Genomic DNA, 19,642 nt, shown 5'->3' with positions numbered 1-19,642 from the left:
GGCGATAACCCCCCTATATCCTTACTCTTGTGTAATGGTTGCTGTGTTGAAATCACCTACTTGGGTGATGATCACAGAACTATTTGAGTTAATGATTGATCCTTCAACAAGGTTACCGTTACCTACTTGAGTAACTTCGAAATTGATATTATCGCCGCCGATAATAAATGCGCCGCTACCAATTCCAGCCACCATATTCATGTCGCCTTCTTGGGAAATATCGATTGAATGGTTATTACCTTCCATTACTAAATCAATCGCATTGAGTTCACCGTTTTGAGAAAAATCAACGCTGTTGTTATTGCTATCAATTACGCTACCAAAAGTAACAACTGCTTCATTCGCAGTGCCTAGTTGGTAAATGTTGATGTCGTTGTTATTTGATGCAATTGTAGTATCTGGGTACGAAGACTGAATTAACGCGGTATTCATATCACCCGCTTGAGCGAGGTCTACATCATTACCTTCGCCATTAAAGTTGGCAATGTGTGCGCTATTTTCATTACCAATTTGGTTACTCATGAATTCGTTATTTGAACCAATAACACCTAAATATGTTTCATTTGTAGAACCGTTTTGTACAACGGTGAGTTCGTTATTATCACCAACAACATCAGCGCCAACTTGGTTGTCATTTTGTTGTTGATTTACTGATACTTCATTATCAGTGCCTGCAAATAAATCAGAAGTAAATACGTTGTTATTACCTTCTTGATCTATTGAGAGTCTATTGTCATCGCCTTCTACATCAGCGAAAGTTGCTTTGTTAGAATCACCGGCTTGCTCTACTTCTAAGCGGTTATCATCACCACGCAGTGAAGTGATTGTAACGTCATTGAAATTACCATCTTGGTCGATTGAAAGCTCATTTTCGTTGCCAACAAGCTCGTCAATTGCAAAAGCATTAAACAGACCAATTTGATTGACTTCAACTGAGTTTTCATCACCGCTGATCAATGCAATCTTTGCTTCGTTTAATAACCCTGATTGTGATGCGCTAAGAGTATTATCGTTTCCTTGTAAGTCTAGATTATAGAACCAATGGCCACCGTCTTGTTGCGTAACTGCAACATCATTGTTATCACCTTGGATGATGTTGATAGCTTCATTATTAATGCCAAAAAAGCCACTGCCATATTGTGCGACATCAATCGTGTTGTCGTTACCTGTTACGTCTGATAATGCGCCATTGAGTTCACCGTCTTGGCTGTGGCTTAACGTATTGTTGTCACCGACAGTGTAAGTTAGTGATAGATTTTGAATTTGTTTTTGATCGACCGTAATACTGTTGTTATCGCCTAAACTTTTTACGTTAGCCTCAAGGCCATCGCCTTGTTGTGTTACGGTGGCATCATTGCCTATACCTTGTAATGATGTTTGTTCAATTGTTAGAACATTTCCTACCGCAGTACTTGAGACTTGGCTTGCTAGTACCGAAGTTGATTGATTTTTATCTTCTATATTTGCGTGTGCAACAAAGCTTGAGCTCAACGCAACTGCGATTGCACATGTTAATAAAGATTTTTTCAATGTCATGATTTTTCCTTAACTTATAATTATTAGCGCAGTGACTTGATGGGTATACCGCCAATTCCTGCATTGTGTTCGGCATGCCTTGCCGATTTAAGTTTTGTAATATCAAGAGCAAAATACTCATTCATCAAAGAGGTGAAGAGTTATGTTGATGGCGGTGCTGTATTGTGTGTTATTTAAAAGCGAGCCGAAATCAACTGACGATTTACTGTATTGTGTTATCGAAATGACTTAAATCATCTTTTTTTAGGGTTTTTATTTTCATTTAATTTCAAAGACTTAATTTGATGTTGCTAATTTGTTAAGTTTTTGTTGTTGGTAACTGGTAAAAAATGATGAGACTGGCGTAGTCGAGCAGCTATAAATTTACCAGTAAAAATGAATGGGTTTTCTTTAAGGTTATGGGTAAAACTCATGTTAAAGAATGGTTTTACAGTTGCGGTCATAATTTTTCTTGTGTGTTTTCTTTTTTGTGGTCATTTATTGATCTTGCCATGTAATATTTTTCAAAGTAGTGAAGTTAACAAAACTTAGTTGCACTTTTGCATTGAGTTAATTTTTCTAACTATGGATACAGTAAATGAAAACTAAATTATCTATTTTAAGCTTGGCTATTTTGCCATGTCTTGCAGCAGCACAAGTAACGAATATTTCTGCGCAGTCTTCTATTCAAGCGAGCCAAGACTCATTGTTAGTCATGTATAAAAAAGGTACGTCACAGGCTATTCGGTTACAAGCGCGTAGTTTGGTAAAGGCTAAAATCAGTGATTTGAATAAAGATGGAGTTGATGATAATTATTCGTCTATTTTGTCAGGGCGTTTAGCTAAGTTTGAAGTAACAGGAATGAGTACCAAAGAGGCTATCAAGTTACTACAAACGCATAGCGCGATTGAGTATGTTGAGCCCGATTACCGTGTAAGTATTGCTAATACACCCAATGATCCTGATTTTTCACAATTATGGGGCCTCCATAATGAAGGACAAACGGGTGGTACTGCTGATGCCGATATTGATGCATTAGAGGCATGGTCTATTACCACGGGTGGTAAAGATGTTGTTGTGGGTGTAATTGATACTGGTGTTGATTATAGTCACAGTGATTTAACTGCAAACATGTGGGTTAACCCAGGTGAAATTGCAGGTGATGGTATTGATAATGATAATAACGGTTATGTTGATGATATTTACGGTATTAATGCGATTACTAGTGCAGGTGATCCAATGGATGATCAAGGCCATGGTACGCACGTGTCAGGTACTATTGGTGCCACAGGTAATAACAATAACGGGGTAGTGGGTGTAAACCATGATGCTGCAATTGTTGGTTGTAAGTTTTTGGACGCACAAGGTAGTGGTTCAACTTCTAATGCAATCAAGTGTATTGATTACATGGTGGGTTTAAAAAATGACGGTGTAAATATTCGTGTGCTTAATAATAGCTGGGGCGGTGGTGGCTTTAGTCAGGCACTTGCTGATGCGATCACAGCCAGTGAACAAGCCGACATCCTTTTTGTTGCAGCAGCGGGTAATGATGCTGTTGATAACGATCAAAACCCAAGTTATCCGGCAAATTATGAGCACGAAAGTGTGTTATCCGTAGCTAGTACTGATAGTCGCGATAATATGTCTGATTTTTCACAATGGGGTGCAACGACTGTTGATTTAGGCGCGCCAGGTAGCGCCATTCTATCAACTGTCCCAGGTAATGGTTACGCAAGTTATTCAGGTACGTCAATGGCAACACCTCATGTTGCGGGTGTGGCTGCATTGGTATTATCGATCAATCCAGATCTTTCAACCAGTGAGCTCAAACAACTGTTAATGGACAGTGGTGATGACAATGCACAACTGCAAGGTAAAACCGTATCGGGTAAACGCTTAAACGCGAACCAAGCGTTAGAGCAGGCAGATCCTACGCCGAGCTTTAAATTATCAGTTACGCCAAGTTCTCAGCAAATAACCGCGGGTGATGTGGCAACCTATACATTTGAGATTGGGTCAATCGCGCAGTGGGATGGTGTTGTTAACCTTGAACTTGTGGGTGATTTAGCTGGTGCCAGTTTATCTGCTAATACTGCTATGCCAGGTGAAGCTATTACATTGTCAGTACCTACTCAAGAGTCGACGCAATGGGGTGGCTATAGCTTTACTGTGAATGCGTCTTCAGGCGAACTGGCGAAGCAAAAATCGGTAAGTTTATTAGTTGATCCAGTTGGTTTAAATGACTTTACTTACAGTAACGACACATCTATCGATATTCCTGATAGTAATGTTGATGGGATAGATTCCGTGATCACCGTTGCTGACCCATTAACGGTATTTGCAACGCAAGCGAATATTGATATTTCACACACATATATCGGTGATTTGGTTGTAACGCTGACTTCACCTGCAGGTACTGCAACAACGCTTCATAGTCAAACTGGAGGCGGAGCTGATGACTTAGTACAAAGCTATACACTTGCTAATTTTAATGGCGAAGTAGCAACAGGTGATTGGACTCTCCATGTTGAAGATACGCTTTCAGCAGACACTGGCACATTAAACAATTGGTCTATTACTTTTAGTGCCATTGGTGAAGTGAGCCCTCAACCTCCGCAAGCAGGTTTTGAGTTTGACACACAAGGCCTGATGGTGACTTTTAACAACACGAGTACTGACAGCAATAATGATATTGTTAGTTGGGCATGGGATTTTGGTGACGGTGATACATCAACAGATAGCAGCCCTGTACATGCATTTGCGCAAGCTGGTAGCTATGAAGTTCAACTGACAGCCACTGACAGTGAAGGACTCACCGGTACATTCACACAAACAGTGGTAGTAACTGATGTTGAAATTGAGCTCTCACTAAAACGAGCTAATAAAACACGCTTGGGTACGATGCGAGTTGATCTTACTTGGCCAACAGTCGCTGCAGAGCAAGTGAGCATATACCGTGATGGTGAGTTACTAGACACAGTATCTGACAATGGTCGCTATCGTGATTTTGAGCGTAACGCAACATTAGATAGTTACGACTATCAAGTATGTGTTACTGAGTCAGCATGTTCGAACACAGTGACAGTTACATTTAACTAAAACTTTTGAACTGTTCAAAGCCCAGTTTCCCCGCTGGGCTTTTTTTATGGTTGGCTTTTGTCATTAGTTGTTGCTAATAGTTCAATTACATGTTGCTGGCCAAAAGTATGTGCAAATTGTTCAGCTGTTTGACCTGCGTTGTTTTGGTGTGCGTTGTCGCAATCAAGTGATACGAGTGTTTTAGCGATACTAAATTCACCTCTAAAAATTGCAGCCATAAGCGCTGTGTTACCACGGTTATCTTCTAAACAGGCATTAGCGCCTAAGTGTAAAAGCGTGTTGACCGTGTTTTTATTGCCATGATAAGTGGCAATCATCAACGCGGTGTAGCCTTTAATGTTATAGCTATTGATAGGAATACCAGCCTCTACAAATTGTTCAATTACGTCGGTATCGTTGGTACGTGCTGCGGCAAAGTAGTAAGCGAGTAAACTATCGTACTGTGCTTGTGGCGAGTTGTGGTGTTCAACTTGCGTACTCGTTATTTGTGTATCTGTTGTATTTTGAGCATTAACGCTATTGGTAAAGCTTATTAATACAGTCGCTATAATTAGTAAATTACGCATAACAGTCGCCTTTTAAAAAGAGGAGGGAGTTTACTCCCTTCCTCATAGTTGTGGTTGCTTATATAAGTGTTCGTTTAGTTGGGACTAACTTAAACAACTGGCTATTTACAAGGTAGCTGCAAGTTGTTTAACCATTTTAATATCGCCTTTTACAGCTTTTGTTAAACGTGTACCGTACTCACTGTCTGCTTTGTAGAAGTGGCTAAGCATTTTGTGTTTAACACTGCTGTTTTGCACTTTTCCTAAATCGCCTGCTAGGTTATTAATTAAATTTGTACGCTCTTGTTTACTAAAACCACGGTATAAAACACCTGCTTGAGCAAAGTTTTGTTGCTTTTTAATCGCGGCCTGTTGTACATAACCTTTCAGCTGCGTTTGGCTTCTACGGGCAATTGGGTTTTCAGCTACATTTTCGTGGCTTGGTTGGTAGTTCACATTACTTGTTGTGTTGCCGTAGTTCATTGCGCCGTCTTGGTTGTAGTTAACTACATTCACTTTTGCACGGTTTATTGGCAATTGCTGGTGGTTAGCACCCAAGCGGTACATTTGTGTATCTGAGTACGAAAATACACGCCCTTGTAATAAACGGTCTTCAGATGGCTCTATACCCGGAATAATATTGGCAGGGGCCATTGCAACTTGTTCAGTAGATTGAAAAAAGTTAGTTGGCATACGGTTTAAGGTCATAGTACCGACTTTGGTTTCTTTGACATCTAACCACATTTTAGTGGCGTCTAATGGGTTGTAATTAAAGTCATCAAGTTGTGATGGATCTAATGTTTTAATGTAAAGATCCCATTTTGGAAAATTACCTTTGCCTATTTCGGTGTATAAATCACGGGTTAAATGCTGGAAATCTTGGCTTTGTACTTTTGCCACGGCTTTAGCGTCTAAATTATCAATACCTTGCTGGCTTACCCAATGAAATTTAACGTATTTTACATCGCCCGATTTATTAATCATTTTGTAAGCATGTACGCCCCAGCCATCCATTTTACGCAGGCTTGCTGGCGTACCGTAATCACTGTAAACCCAAGTTAGCATGTGTGTTGATCCCGGCTCATACGAAAAAAAATCAAAAAATCGATTTGGATCCTGAATATTATCAACAGGAGATGGCTTTAATGAATGCACCATATCTGGAAATTTAATGGCGTCTCGAATAAAGAATACTGGCAGGTTATTACCCACTAAATCCCAGTTCCCTGCATCAGTGTAAAATTTGGTAGCAAAGCCTCGTGGATCACGCAGTGTCTCAGGGCTTCCTTTAGAGTGAATAACCGATGAGAAACGTACAAATACGTCAGTTTCTTTACCCGCTTCACTAAATGGGGCTGCAATAGTTAAATCATCTAATTCTTTACTCGCAACAAATACCCCATGCGCACCAGTGCCACGTGCATGTACAACACGCTCAGGAATACGCTCGCGAGCAAAGCGTTGCAATTTTTGAATTAGTTGTACATCTTCAAGTAATACACTGCCGTGCTCACCAGCGGTGATTGAATTTTGGTTATCACCCACTGCTGCGCCATTATCTTTGGTAAGAGTGGTTGCAGCTGAAGCAGGCAGTGCCATTGCCAGTGCTAATGCACTTAAAGTGAGTGTGGTTTTATTATTTATTTTGTTTGATTGTGTGTTCATTGTCGACCTCATCTATTTAATCGAGCCAGCATCAGTGCAAGCGTTTTTACTAGGGTTGAGTGTATGAGTAAAAAGCCTATCGGTAAAATTGATTGTTTAGATTAGTGCAATTTGTATTTTGGATTGATTGATGTATGCCCAACGATGCTTACACCTGGGAATCGCTTGGGTATATAAGCAGGTTTAAGACCAGAAAAAGCAAATTAAACTTATCGCTCACTCGAGTACGTAAGGCAGCTTAGCTGTGTATTGCGCATCAATTTGATTTATAATTGCAGTGTAAAAGAATTGCATATTTCATTTTTAATAAAACTAATATATCAATATTCGTTAATGTTATATAAAATATATTGTATACAATGATAATTAAATGTTACAACTCTCACCCTCAATAACCCGTTCTGGATTGAGATAATAATAATTATCGAAGGTATATTATGAAAATTAATACATTGATTCTCGCGTTACCAATACTTGGTGTAAGTTCTATTGCACTTGCCAATACTTCGCATGAGCGTTTGTTTACGCCTCAAGCTGCGGTTGTAGAGCGTGTGCATCATCATGGTGTGGAGCAAGCACACAATGAAAAAGCACCTATCGCAAAGCTGCAATCACAGCCTCAGCAATTTAATACCTTAATAGTACATAGCCAAGCGGTAGCGGCTGTTACTTGTGATCTCAACGCGTTAGCAATAGCAAGTACATCAAGCATTATTACAGAGATAAAAAACCAAGGAACAAGTTGTATAAATGAACTCTTTAGCGCTTCGACTTCAATACAAAGCCAGGTTTTTACCTCTGACAATATGTTTGCAGTCGCGAATCACGCAAAGTCACTCTCACAGACTTATTCAGGCGGTGGTAATGTTGAGTTAGAGGCGCTGTTTTTATACCTTCGCACAGGCTTTTATGCCGAATTTTATAACGATAGTGTTAGTTTTGCGACATGGGTTACGCCAGCGGTTGTAGGTGCAATTGATGCATTTGTTAATAATACCCATTTTTATGATGATAATGACGGCCACGGTAAAACACTTTCAGAAGTGATAATTACTATGGATAGTGCAGAACAACAGCACCGCTACTTAGGTGTGGTTAAGGGGTGGCTTACACGTTTTAACGAAAGTTATGCTGCAAAATGGAATATGCGCAGTGCCGTAAATGGTATATTTACCTTACTTTATCGTGGTCAGTGGAATGATGCGTTTGTTACTGCTGTAGGCAAAGATACCGACTTGGTAGTTAAACTGAATACGTTTACGCAACAGCAATGGATGATTGGATCAGATGCACAATACTTAATTGTTAATGCGGCAAGTGAACTAGCGCGGCTTAAGAAATATTCAGGCACTGTTATTCAAGCGACGGTAGATACAGGCATTAAAGCTATTTTCAGCACCTATAACAGTTTTGGTTATGGCGATGCGGTATGGCTTGCGACAGCGGATTCTGTCAGCTATTACGCGGATTGTAATGATTATGGTATTTGTGGGTTTGTGGAGCAACTTACCCAGCAAGCACTTTCGCAAAGCTACAGTTGTAGCAGCACCATTAAAATTCGCTCGCAAAATATGACTGCAATCCAACACGCTGCGGCATGTGATGCAATGGGGGCGGAAGAGGGCTTATTTCATAATAAACTAGCAACAAATAACACACCAGTAGCTGATGATAACAACAGTTTTTTACAAGTAAATATATTTGATAGCAGCGACGATTACGGTAAATATGCGGGTGCTATTTTTGGTATTAATACAAATAATGGTGGGATGTATTTAGAAGGTGACCCTTCTGTTGTGGGTAATCAAGCAAATTTTATTGCTTATGAAGCAAGTTACGCCAATGCAGAGCATTACGTGTGGAATTTAGAGCACGAATATGTACATTATCTTGATGGCCGCTTTGATTTATACGGTAACTTTAATTCACCAACGCAAGATATTGTTTGGTGGTCTGAAGGCGTTGCAGAATACGTTGCTAATTTAGATAATAATGAAGCCGCTAAAAATACCATCAGTGATGGCTCTCGTTATACATTAGCGCAAGTGTTTGCCACTAACTATGACGGTTTTGATCAAGACCGCATTTATCGCTGGGGCTATTTAGCCGTTCGTTTTATGTTTGAGCGCCATAATAGCGAAATCAATGCCATGCTTGCTCATACTCGTGTTGGCGATTGGAATGGATACAAAGCTAAAACAGTTCAATGGGCAAATAGTTACGAAAATGAGTTTGTGCAATGGTGTGATGATTTAGTTGCAGGTACACCGACCAATAATCCACCAACAGCACAGATCAACGGCCCATATGCCGGCATGCAAAATAGTGAAATCAGTTTTACAAGCAATGGCAGTGTTGATAGCGATGGGGCAATTGCAAGCTACCAGTGGGACTTTGGTGATGGTAGTAGCTCTAATGAAGCAAATCCTGCACACATTTACACGACTGCGGGTGAATATACAGTGTCACTAACGGTTGTTGATAATCAAGGTAGTAGCCAAACAGTAACAACGCTTACCAGTGTTGAAGCAGATACAAGTGTTGGAGATGGTGAACTAGTTAATGGTCAGGCAACAGTGATAAGTGGTACTCAGAACGAATTGTTGTATTTTAGTTTTGATGTACCACAAGGTGCGACTGATTTAGTGTTTAACTTAAATGGTGGCACAGGCGATGCTGATTTATATGTCAGTTATGAAGCTACCCCAACTGTAAATAGCTACGATTGTCGTCCGTATGTGGGTGGTAACAGTGAGCAATGTGCAATAAACCCTGCACAAGTTGGTACATATCAAGTCATGGTTCGGGGCTATAATATGTTTGATAACGTGCAACTTACAGCGTCTTACACTGGCGCTGCGAGTAACGTACCAAATGTATGTGCAACACAAGGGAGCCGCAGTAGTGGGCGTTTAAATGATGGCGATGTGATTTGTTTAGGTAACAACGACCCAATGTGGTTTAGTATTGGCGATGTGCAAGGACAAAATGGTGTGGCGATCACGACCGCAAATGGCAGTGGTGATATGAGCCTTAGCTATTCAAATAGTGGCTGGCCAAATGGTGTGAATGAACAAGCACAGTCAAGCAATACAGGGAATGGCGAATGTATTTACATTAGCAACCAGAGTCAATATTGGGGTTATTTAAAAGTATCAGGCAATAGCACGGGTGCAAGCCTAGTCGTTGACTTTAACAGCGGTGGTTGCCGTTAAAGTGAAACCAATAATTTAATAAAAATCCACAAAAAGCCCATGTAAATGGGCTTTTTTGTAGATTTTTTAAATAGTTAAAATGCCTTTAATAGCTGTAGTTTAATTGCTTTTGCACCTTGCTGCGGTATGGTTTTAAGCTCATTCGCAATATAAAGTAAGCAAGGCAAAAGAATCAAAGACGTTAGCGTGGCAAATAGCACAGCAAAACTTAATGAAACAGCCATTGGGATCACAAACTGTGCTTGTAAACTGCTTTCAAACATCAAGGGTAATAAACCAATGAATGTAGTGAGTGATGTTATTAAAATTGCTTTAAAGCGAGCGGCAGCACCTTGGTAAATTGCTTCATTTAGAGGCATTTTATTACGCAGTTGGTTAACTCGTGTTAATAGTACGAGAGCATCGTTTATAACGACGCCAGATGCGGCAACTATGCCAAAAATCGACATCATACTTAGTGTATACCCCAGCAGTAAATGCCCATACAACGCGCCTGCCGTGGCAAACGGTATAACAAAAATAATCAGGAACGGTTGGCTATAGCTCTTCAGTGGTATTGCTAATAAGCTATACACCATTAATAACGCGATTATAGCAAACGAAGTGACTTGGCTTTGTTCTTGTTGCTGCTCCTTTAAATGTTCACCTAAATCAAAAGACACATCAGGGTAGCGGGCTTTTATAGCGGGTAATATTTGGGTTTCAATTGCTAAATGTATCGCTTTTGTTTGCGGCTTTTTACTTGGAACAATAAACGCAGAGACATTAAATGTTCTTCTGCCTTGTTCTGTATGAATTTCATGGCTGCTTTGCGTTGTAGTGAGTGTTGCTATCTCTGAAAAAAACACTTGTGAGTGCTCATTTACACTAATAGGTAGGTTATTTAAAGATGAAAAAGATTGGCGTTCGTTTAAATCCCCTCGAACCATAAATCGGACGGTTTGTTGTTGTGTAACAACTCGCTGTACCTCAATACCATAAAAGTAGGCAAATACCTGTTTAGCAACTTGGTTTGAAGTTAGCCCCAAATGGCGTCCTTTAGGTGTTAGCTGAATTTTCCATTCTTGCTGATTTGTGTTTAAGTTTGATGTTAATTGTGTGATGGCCTCATGTTCAGATAAAGCGGTACTCAAATCTAAAGTGGCAGCAGTTAGCATACTTAAATTATCGCTATATAATTGATAGCTTAGTTCAGGCTTTTGATTAATATCAATAACATCAGATTCAATGGTAATTGCTTTAACGCCAAGTAGCGTCGGCATCGCAGCTTGCCAGTGACGTGCTAATTCAAATGCGTCAAAGGGGCGCTTATCTTCATCAACCAAGGGGGCGAGCACTTCGCCCTCGGTATCATTATCGAGCCAAATGTAGGTGTCTTTTACAAGCGAACGCCCTGAGATTTGCTGTGTTTGTTGCTCTACTTGTAAAACCATTTGTTCTATACTTTTAACAGCATGCAATGTTTGTTGATGCGACGCATTGTTATCCATTTGAATATGAATAGATGGAAAATCATGCGGAACTTTAGGTACGGCAGTAAAGCCAATTAAACCTGTTTTTACAAGTAAAATAGCGCCAACTAAAAATGCAATAAAGAGCATTAATACTGGATACCTAAAGTGAATAATATGCTTTAAAACTGGCACAAATGTATCCGCTAGCCATTGATTAAAGGCGTGATCAAACTTTGTTCTCCAGTGGGTTTTAGAAAGAGGCTTGATAGGGCTATGAGCAAGGTGTGCGGGCAAAATCATTTTGGATTCTATCAAACTAAAAAATAAGCACAGTAGAGCAACGCCCGCAATGGCGATAAATTGCCCTGAGTTAGGGCCTGTGCTAAACATAAATGGCATAAACACAGCCATTGTGGTGAGTACACCGAATGTAGCAGGGGCAACGACCTTACTAGCCCCCGTGATTATATTTTCAACATTATGGCCGTAATCGGTTGTTTCGTTCGCAGCGCTTTCACTAATAACAATGGCATCATCTACCACTATGCCTAACACCATAATAAACGCAAAAAGTGATACAACATTAAGCGTTACGCCGATAAACGGCATTAACCAAATAGCGCCTAAAAAGCTAACTGGCAAGCCAAGCATTACCCACATGGCCAAGCGCACCCGTAAAAATAAACTCAATACAATAAAAACTAACAATGCCCCTTGGGCTAAATTGTTTAACATCATATTAAGTCGTCCTTCTAAATAGTAGGTGGTGTCGACTAATTGGTACAAAGAAAACCCCGCAGGCAGCAGAGGGGTTTTATACGCTAAATAAGATTGTACACTTTGCGCCACAGCGGTAATTGACTGTGACTCATCGGCTAAAATACGCATATAAAAAGCATTTTTGCCATTTAACTTTGCTAGGTGCAATTGCTCAGTGAGTGATTTTTTTATAGTGGCAATATTGCCTAATGTGAGTAATTCGCCATGCTCAGTATTCAATATTGGCAGGGAGTTTAAGCTCGCTATTGTTTCTTTTCGGGCTGGCATTTGTAGATTGATTTTGCCATTTTTAGTAGCAATTTGACCTGCACTGATATTTTTCGAATGTTGACTAATAAGATCAGCAATGTCCTGTAATGATAATCCGTAGCGTTGTAATTGATAGCGAGTTACCTCTATTGAAAACTCAACATCGGGTAAGTTTGTTGCTTGTACGTGACTAATTAGGTCTCGGGCTAACAACTCTCTTTTAATATGTTCGCCAAACTGCTTTAAAGCGAGTTTATCGTCTGGCCCGGTTAGTACTAAGCTTACTGCATTTTGTAACTGCGGCTTATTTTGTAAAATGATAGGTTCCATGGCTTTTGGTAAATCAGCGATGGCATCTAATTTGTGTTTGATTTCATTGAGCCTTTGCTCACTGGATTGATCTGCGTATAAAGCAATGGTCATACTGGCGCTATGTTGCCTAGCTTGGCTTTGAACTCGTTTAATGCCCGCTTGGCCATTGAGGGCGTGCTCTATTTTGGCTACGACCTGTTCTTCAAGCTCTTTTGCAGAGGCACCAAAATATTGAATTTGTATATGGATCTCAGGGTTTTTAGCTATTGGGAACATTTGTCTTTGTATACTGTTAAAGCTTAACAATCCCATCGCAATAATAAATAACATCAATAAGTTAGCAATCAACGGGCGATGACAAAAAAAAGCGATCACACTGTTTTTATAAGGTGCTGCTGGTGTGTGCTGTGTCGTCATAGTGAGTTGCCCTCAAGAGGGGCTGTCGCTAGAGCTGAGTTAATGACATTTACTGCCATGTTTTCTCTTACAATTTCAGGGCGTTTATCGACTAAAATAATTGATTCATCGCTAGGTAGTTGAATCATTAAATTGTGTTTTTGCATGTTTAAGATTTCAACGGGGATTGACTGTAAGGTATTGTTTGCAGACAAAGCCCATATACGGCTATTAGTAACCATATGTTGTGCCACAACTGCTGCATTCTCAAAGTGTTTTGTTGGTACAGAGACGTGTACAAACTCACCAAATTCGATCCTTTTTCCTTGATTAAGTAATCCGTAGGGATCAGTAATTTCAACAATATAAATAGCGCTACGAGTTGAAGAAGAGCGCGTACCAATACTGCGTGTTAAGCGGCCAGTATGAATAACATGATGATGGTTAATAATCACATTGTTTATTGGTAAACTAGGCAACACACTTAATTTATTATCTGCAATGGCAACATGAACCTCGGCTTTAGCAACATTAGCTAAACGCCCCAGCGTTTGCCCTTGACTGATAACTTGACCAAGGCCTACTGCGCGGTTTTGAACGAGTGCGTCGTAAGGTGCCCTATATGCACTACGGGCAAGGTTTGTTTGTGCAATTTGCAATTGCGTTTGTGCGGCAAGCAATAAAGCTTTGGCACTTTTAACTTGCGGCTCTCGTTTTGCAAGGGGGTTGGTAGAAGGCGTGTTAGCAAGTAAAAGCGTGGCTTTGGCAACGCTTGCTTTGGCTTTTTCTTCTTCAAGCTCTGCGCTGGCTTTTGCAACTTTAGCCTCTGCAAGTGTCACTGCGGCCGTTAAATCAAATGGATTAAGTTTGATCAACACAGTGCCTTTTTTAACGATCCCGCCATCAATAAAGCTCGGATGTAAGTAGATTACTTTCCCTGCAACTTGAAAAGCAATATCAGTGTTTTCGATTGGTTTTACAACGCCTGATAATTCAAGCTTAGTATTCATCAATTTAGGCGTTATGGGCGTTACACTTATAAGTGGCAAAGGCTTAGTTGAAGAGCTAGTTGGCTCAGTGTTTGCCTTTGACGAAGGTGTAATAAAATAGCCAGCCAACACGATTAATATAATCATTAAGAGTGTTAAAAACCATCGTCCTTTGATGCCGTAAAACATTTTGAGCATGGAAATTCATTCCTTTTTGTATAATCAAGGACCCTTATTAAATACAGGGAAACGCTTGTAATTGCCTATTTTGATATGTTATAACATTTTTTAGTTAATTATGTGTAACAATTTTTCCTAAATTAGGTATGTATGTCTCAAACAATTTCACCCTATCAACATGCGTCGCAAATTTGTGATGTATTTCAAATGATTAAAAATATAAAGATGGATTCTTTTGAAGCGCCGAACATGGCATTGTATGAGCGCTTTATGGCTTTACTGTCTAATCAACAAGATGAAAAATTTGCTAGCCAAGTTTTAGCTGAACCTTGCCTCAGTACAATTAAAAGTGATATAGCGTCACTTTTTGCAGCTGCGTCGGGGCGCTATGAACATTACTGGGCGCAAAAAGTACTTGCCTCTACCGCACCTATCTTGACCTTAGAGTCTGATTACCCTTGGTTTAGTCATTACCAAAGAGCGGTTGGTTTAGAGTCAAATGCTATTTATGCCTTATCAGGTAAGCAAAATTTAAACGTATTAATGGCTGGCAGTGGGCCGCTGCCTATTACGTCAATGCTCCTTTCTCAGCAAGGTATGAAGGTGAGCAATCTAGACATTGACGCACAGGCATTAACCGTTGGTGAGCGTGTGCAAAAACATGTTTACCCACAGCAGAATCAAAAATTTAGTTGTGCAGATATTTGTGAATTTGAAGACCTTGAACAGTTTGATGTAGTGTGGCTGGCTGCATTAGCGGGGTCAAGCGATGTAAAAAGGCAAATATTATCGCATTTATTTACGCGCATGCGAGCGGGAAGCTTTGTTGTCGTGAGAACAGCATTTAATTTACGTCAGCTACTTTACCCCAGTATTGAGCTGAGTGATTTAATGCCTTTTACTCCTAAATTAAAAATTCAGACCTATAGCGATAATTTTCATTCTATTTTGATCGCGCAAAAGCCGTTTGAAGAGCAACCTTAATGCACGCATTAGCACCTTTTCGTGGATTAACCCCTGAGTACAAATTGATGCTGTTTGCTGCATTTGTATTTAACTTAGGTTTTTATATGTTGATCCCATTATTGAGCCATTATCTAGCAGAGAACTTACTTTTGAGCGCCACATTGATCGGCGTAGTCATGGGAGTTCGCTCGTTTTGTCAACAAGGTTTGTTTTTAGTCGGTGGTGTGTTAGCTGACAAGCTTGGTGTTAAGCGATTGATAATAGGAGGATGTTTTTTACGAGCAGTCGGTTTTTTACTGTTTTTATGGGCCGATCACATTGTTGTTTTGTTTTTAGCTGCATTTTTGACGGGCTTTGCGGGGGCATTGTTTACACCTGCTGCCCAAGCCTATTTTGCACATGCGCAAGGGATCAGTAAAGCAAACATGTTTGCGCTCGTTGGTGTTGCAAGAAACGCTGGCGAGCTGCTTGGTCCTGTGTGCGGTTTATTATTAATTTCAATGAGTTTTGGTTTACTGTGCGGCGTAGCTGCGTTTCCTTTTTTATGTTTTGGTATCGCGTTTATTTATTATTTACCAACAGCAAAAAAATCACAAAAAAGTGCAGGACTTAATACTCGTGATTTAATTAAAACAGTGTTGGGTAATCGTGCATTTTTACAACTTTGCGCAGTGATGATTGGCTACTTTATGCTGATCAACCAAATCTCATTTGCGATGCCCATTTTTTTAGGTCAATTAGATATGCCGCTGCATAGTGTGACTTGGTTATTAAGTATGTGCGCATTGATTTCAATCCTAGTACAACTACCCATTACGGCGCTGACTGAGCGTATTAATAAAGATGCTCTGTTTATTAGTGCAGGGCTTACATTGATGGGGAGTGGTTTTTTAGTCATGTTATTTGAAGTACAGAGTCAGTGGCAGCTATATCTTCAATTGGGGCTGTTAGCCTTATTTTTTAGTGTAGCAACTGCAATGAGCTTACCGCTTATTATGAAACAAATTGCGAACTCGGCACCGCCAGGAACGGTGTCTACTCACTATGGATTCTTTTACTTATTTGCAGGTTTTGGATTAATCATAGGCAGTGCTTTAGCTGGTTATGCCTTAGATTTAGAGCAACAAGTACCGGGCTTAATTTGGTATTTATTTGCTTTAATAGGAGGAGTAAGCGCACTTGCACATTTATATTTAAGCTCGCCAAATAAAGAAGAAAAGCTAGGGCGTGTTGACCTTTCGTGATTAATTTTGCAGCAGTATGTTTGGTATTTAGGCAAGGCAGCGCCTATGCAGTGTGGTTGTTCCCCATAAATAGGCGATAACGCAGTATAAATGCCAAACATGCGCTGCCCAAAGGGTTCTTCCTAGGGGCGATTGACTCTTTGTTGCTCGGTTTTTACTTAGCCCGCTAGGTTACAAACCTCGCGCCGCGATTAAATCGCCCCTAGATTGAACAAATTTCAATCCACAAAGGTCAACACGCCCTAAACACATTCAACACTTAAAAGGATAATTTATGCAACAGTTAAATACACAGCAACAACAGGCTCTGATGTCTGATTACTTGCAAAAAGGCTGGAAACAAGAAGTGATGGAGTTTTCATCCGTTCACCTTGAACCTGGTTATATCAAAGGCTTAATAGATGTTAAATATTTTCAAATGCCAGGAGATGGCGAGTTTCATTTTAGTGCGCAAAGCGCAATGATTTGGATTTCGCAGTTAGGGATAATATATGGCTGTTGGGATAATCAATTAGAGACAAAAGCAGGTGAAGTGTATTTGAGAGATATTGATCTTAAGTTTAAACGTACGATTAATAAAACAGAGCAAGTGAGTTTTGAAGGTTTTTTCCCTAAACACTGTAAAAAGAAATTATCAGAGGATTTAGTGTATTACAAAGATGCAAAAATAATTGTTGAATCTGGCGCGTTTATTGGCAGTGCAAGCTTTATGGTGCCTTTAAAATGAAGTGTAAGTATATTAATTTTAAACAGCGAAAGAATTAATCTATAAATAAGCTCTTTACAATATGGGTACAGTAAGTGTTATGATATAACAAATCTTGGATGTTATATTGTTAAAGGAACTACAATGCACTTTTCTCTTCGCTCATTCCAACTTTGCTCTATCCATCTAGGGGTTGCACTTAGCTTATGCTCAACTGCAGCCTACGCAAAAAAAGATGAATCACTCGAAATAATAGAAGTTACTGCAAAGCGACAGGCTTATCGTGGTAACTTTGATGTGCTGGAAACACCTGAGGCCATCTCGGAGATAAACCAGCAGTTAATCGAAAATACCGGTGTGGCAGGGTTAACTGAGGCGTTAGATTTATCAGCTTCAGTATCGAGACAAAATAGCCTCGGTGGCTTATGGGACAGCTTTGCTATACGCGGCTTTTTTGGTGATGAAAATGTCCCAAGCGGCTATTTAGTTAATGGTTTTAATGCAGGGCGTGGCTTTTCAGGGCCCAGAGACTTATCTGGTATTGAGCGAGTTGAAATATTAAAGGGCCCAAAAGCGGCCCTTTATGGTCGCGGAGAGCCTGGAGGGACAATTAATTTAGTCACTAAAAAACCAACATTCGAGCAGCAAGGAAAAATAGCTCTAGAAGTTGGAAGCCGTGATAAACGCCGCCTTGAGGCTGACTATAGCGGTGGTTTAACTGAGCAAGCAGCTGCGCGTGTTATAGGCTATTATGAAACGGGTGATAGCTTTCGCGATACTATAGAAATTAATAAAAAAGGCGTAATGGCTTCTGTATACTTTGAGCAAAGCGATCGCTCTGTGTGGCAATATGAATTAGAAGCTGCACGTCAAGAGATCCCATTCGATCGGGGTATTCTTGCGATTGGTGGCAATTTTGACATGATGCCTATTGAACGCTTTTTAGGTGAACCAGGCGATGGCGCCACAGTAACAGAAGTACTGGGACACCAGTTACAATGGCAGTATGAGTTTTCTAACGATTGGTACTTAAATTCAGGCTTAAGCTATCGCTCAACACGCTTAACAGGCACATCGAGTGACGCTGAGGTATCTCCCGCGAGACAAAAGCTGTATTACAATGGTCGTACGCTAACACGTCAAAGACGCCAGCGTGACTACGATACCGATCAGTTTGTGATCCGCTCAGAAGTCTCAGGGCAGTTTGATACCGGCTCAATTGCGCATGAGCTAATAGTGGGTATTGACTACGATTTGTTTGATTATGACCGTGATTACCGCGTTTACCGCTCCCCAGCGTTATCTACAAATCCAACGAATGAACAGTTGCATGCAATTGATATTCATCAGCCTCTTTATGGACAACATGCATTACCAACACCAGTGCCTGCGATTGTAAGAGTACAAAAGCAATTCGCAACTGGATTATACCTGCAAGATCAAATGCGCTTAACTGATAACTTGCATGTTAGGCTTGGCGGGCGGATTGATCGTTTAAAACAAACGCTTGATGATAAAATTACAAATTTTGATGCTGAACAATCTGAAACTCATTTTAGCCCTCAAGCTGGGGTGGTTTATCAGTTAAGCGATAGCTGGTCTTTATACTCAAGTTATGGCGAAGGTTATCGTCTGAACTTTGGCACAGATGCAAGTGGCCAAGGTTTTAAACCAAATGAAACAAAATCGGCCGAAATCGGTACTAAATTTAATCTGCTCGATAATAACCTAGGCGTTACGTTTGCTTATTTTGATAGCACGCAAAAAAATATCATCGTCGCAGATGCTGCAAATCCGGGCTTCCACACTGCAATTGGTCAAGCCAGCAGTAAGGGCTTTGAGTTTGATGTAACAGGGCAGTTACCAGGTGATATTGATATGTGGTTTTCTTACGCATACATTGATGCGCAAGTAGACAAAGATGCAAAAGATACAGGCTTAGGTGTTGCTTTAAAACGAGGAGATGAGCTGCTTAATATTCCAAAAAATAGCGCAAGCTTACAAATCAGCAAGCAATTCTCAGTGGCTGATCGTGCACTAACGGTAGGTGTTGGCGCTAATTATGTGGATGAGCGTTTAGGTCAACGTGGTTCTGACTTTTACTTACCATCGTATACTGTGGCAAATATGTTTGCTAAATATGATTTAACGCAGCAATTTGAAGTGAAACTACAAGTCCATAATCTGTTTGACCGTAAATATTTCCCTAACTCATACACGCAAATTTGGGTACAGCCGGGCGAACCTCGTTCAGTTGACTTAGCGTTAAGTTATAAGTTTTAAAATATGACAGACTGCCACACAATGTGCGGCAGTCTTATTTAGC

Annotated in this window: 11 protein-coding genes; 6 read left to right on the top strand and 5 right to left on the bottom strand. The window is 40.2% G+C overall.

The genetic code is table 11. The annotated features are described in order from the left end of the window. Positions 1–21 precede the first annotated feature (21 nt). On the bottom strand, positions 22–1,536 hold the full coding sequence (locus HJP15_RS09895; protein WP_054204159.1) for a curlin: 1,515 nt from the start codon (positions 1,534–1,536) through the stop codon (positions 22–24). A 577-nt stretch (positions 1,537–2,113) separates the two neighbouring features. Between HJP15_RS09895 and HJP15_RS09890 the strand changes: the two genes are divergently transcribed. Then, entirely contained in the window at positions 2,114–4,615 is a 2,502-nt protein-coding gene (locus HJP15_RS09890; RefSeq protein WP_170173652.1) for a S8 family serine peptidase, read from the top strand. A gap of 44 nt (positions 4,616–4,659) precedes the next feature. Here the strand turns inward: HJP15_RS09890 and HJP15_RS09885 are convergent, their stop codons facing one another. Continuing rightward, a complete protein-coding gene (locus HJP15_RS09885) occupies positions 4,660–5,181 on the bottom strand; it encodes an ankyrin repeat domain-containing protein (RefSeq protein WP_170173651.1) in 522 nt (173 codons plus the stop codon). A gap of 105 nt (positions 5,182–5,286) precedes the next feature. Continuing rightward, the gene (locus HJP15_RS09880; RefSeq protein ID WP_170173650.1) at positions 5,287–6,825 is read right to left on the bottom strand and encodes a catalase; all 1,539 of its coding nucleotides are present in this window, start codon (positions 6,823–6,825) and stop codon (positions 5,287–5,289) included. Between the two features lie 437 nt (positions 6,826–7,262). Here HJP15_RS09880 and HJP15_RS09875 point away from each other — a divergent pair, with 437 nt between their 5' ends. Then, positions 7,263–10,040, top strand: coding sequence for a collagenase (locus tag HJP15_RS09875; RefSeq protein ID WP_170173649.1), 2,778 nt, complete (start codon positions 7,263–7,265; stop codon positions 10,038–10,040). 74 nt (positions 10,041–10,114) lie between these two features. Here the strand turns inward: HJP15_RS09875 and HJP15_RS09870 are convergent, their stop codons facing one another. After that, complete coding sequence (locus HJP15_RS09870; RefSeq protein ID WP_170173648.1) at positions 10,115–13,252, bottom strand: efflux RND transporter permease subunit; 3,138 nt, start codon at positions 13,250–13,252, stop codon at positions 10,115–10,117. Next, the gene (locus HJP15_RS09865) at positions 13,249–14,418 is read right to left on the bottom strand and encodes an efflux RND transporter periplasmic adaptor subunit (RefSeq protein ID WP_170173647.1); all 1,170 of its coding nucleotides are present in this window, start codon (positions 14,416–14,418) and stop codon (positions 13,249–13,251) included. Before HJP15_RS09865 ends, HJP15_RS09870 begins: the two co-directional genes overlap by 4 nt. A gap of 132 nt (positions 14,419–14,550) precedes the next feature. Between HJP15_RS09865 and HJP15_RS09860 the strand changes: the two genes are divergently transcribed. The 4 genes from HJP15_RS09860 (at position 14,551) to HJP15_RS09845 (ending at position 19,599) form a co-directional block, all read left to right on the top strand. Beyond that, a complete protein-coding gene (locus tag HJP15_RS09860; RefSeq protein WP_054204173.1) occupies positions 14,551–15,384 on the top strand; it encodes a nicotianamine synthase family protein in 834 nt (277 codons plus the stop codon). Continuing rightward, complete coding sequence (locus tag HJP15_RS09855; protein ID WP_054452199.1) at positions 15,384–16,610, top strand: MFS transporter; 1,227 nt, start codon at positions 15,384–15,386, stop codon at positions 16,608–16,610. The genes HJP15_RS09860 and HJP15_RS09855 overlap by 1 nt, the downstream gene beginning before the upstream one ends. 274 nt (positions 16,611–16,884) lie before the next feature. Then, a complete protein-coding gene (locus HJP15_RS09850; protein WP_054204175.1) occupies positions 16,885–17,337 on the top strand; it encodes a hypothetical protein in 453 nt (150 codons plus the stop codon). Between the two features lie 123 nt (positions 17,338–17,460). Then, positions 17,461–19,599: a TonB-dependent siderophore receptor gene (locus HJP15_RS09845; protein WP_054452197.1), complete on the top strand. Its 2,139-nt coding sequence runs from the start codon at positions 17,461–17,463 to the stop codon at positions 19,597–19,599. The last annotated feature ends 43 nt before the right edge of the window (positions 19,600–19,642 follow it).

It is taken from the genome of Pseudoalteromonas sp. NEC-BIFX-2020_002, from assembly GCF_013002825.1.
Taxonomy (GTDB): domain Bacteria; phylum Pseudomonadota; class Gammaproteobacteria; order Enterobacterales; family Alteromonadaceae; genus Pseudoalteromonas; species Pseudoalteromonas neustonica.
This window is presented reverse-complemented; position numbering and strand designations above follow the sequence as displayed.

Excerpts from the sequence above, each read along its gene's own strand:
- HJP15_RS09895 (WP_054204159.1), bottom strand. The coding sequence starts at position 1,536 with ATGACATTGAAAAAATCTTTATTAACATGTGCAATCGCAGTTGCGTTG.
- HJP15_RS09890 (WP_170173652.1), top strand. The coding sequence starts at position 2,114 with ATGAAAACTAAATTATCTATTTTAAGCTTGGCTATTTTGCCATGTCTT.
- HJP15_RS09885 (WP_170173651.1), bottom strand. The coding sequence starts at position 5,181 with ATGCGTAATTTACTAATTATAGCGACTGTATTAATAAGCTTTACCAAT.
- HJP15_RS09880 (WP_170173650.1), bottom strand. The coding sequence starts at position 6,825 with ATGAACACACAATCAAACAAAATAAATAATAAAACCACACTCACTTTA.
- HJP15_RS09875 (WP_170173649.1), top strand. The coding sequence starts at position 7,263 with ATGAAAATTAATACATTGATTCTCGCGTTACCAATACTTGGTGTAAGT.
- HJP15_RS09870 (WP_170173648.1), bottom strand. The coding sequence starts at position 13,252 with ATGACGACACAGCACACACCAGCAGCACCTTATAAAAACAGTGTGATC.
- HJP15_RS09865 (WP_170173647.1), bottom strand. The coding sequence starts at position 14,418 with ATGCTCAAAATGTTTTACGGCATCAAAGGACGATGGTTTTTAACACTC.
- HJP15_RS09860 (WP_054204173.1), top strand. The coding sequence starts at position 14,551 with ATGTCTCAAACAATTTCACCCTATCAACATGCGTCGCAAATTTGTGAT.
- HJP15_RS09855 (WP_054452199.1), top strand. The coding sequence starts at position 15,384 with ATGCACGCATTAGCACCTTTTCGTGGATTAACCCCTGAGTACAAATTG.
- HJP15_RS09850 (WP_054204175.1), top strand. The coding sequence starts at position 16,885 with ATGCAACAGTTAAATACACAGCAACAACAGGCTCTGATGTCTGATTAC.
- HJP15_RS09845 (WP_054452197.1), top strand. The coding sequence starts at position 17,461 with ATGCACTTTTCTCTTCGCTCATTCCAACTTTGCTCTATCCATCTAGGG.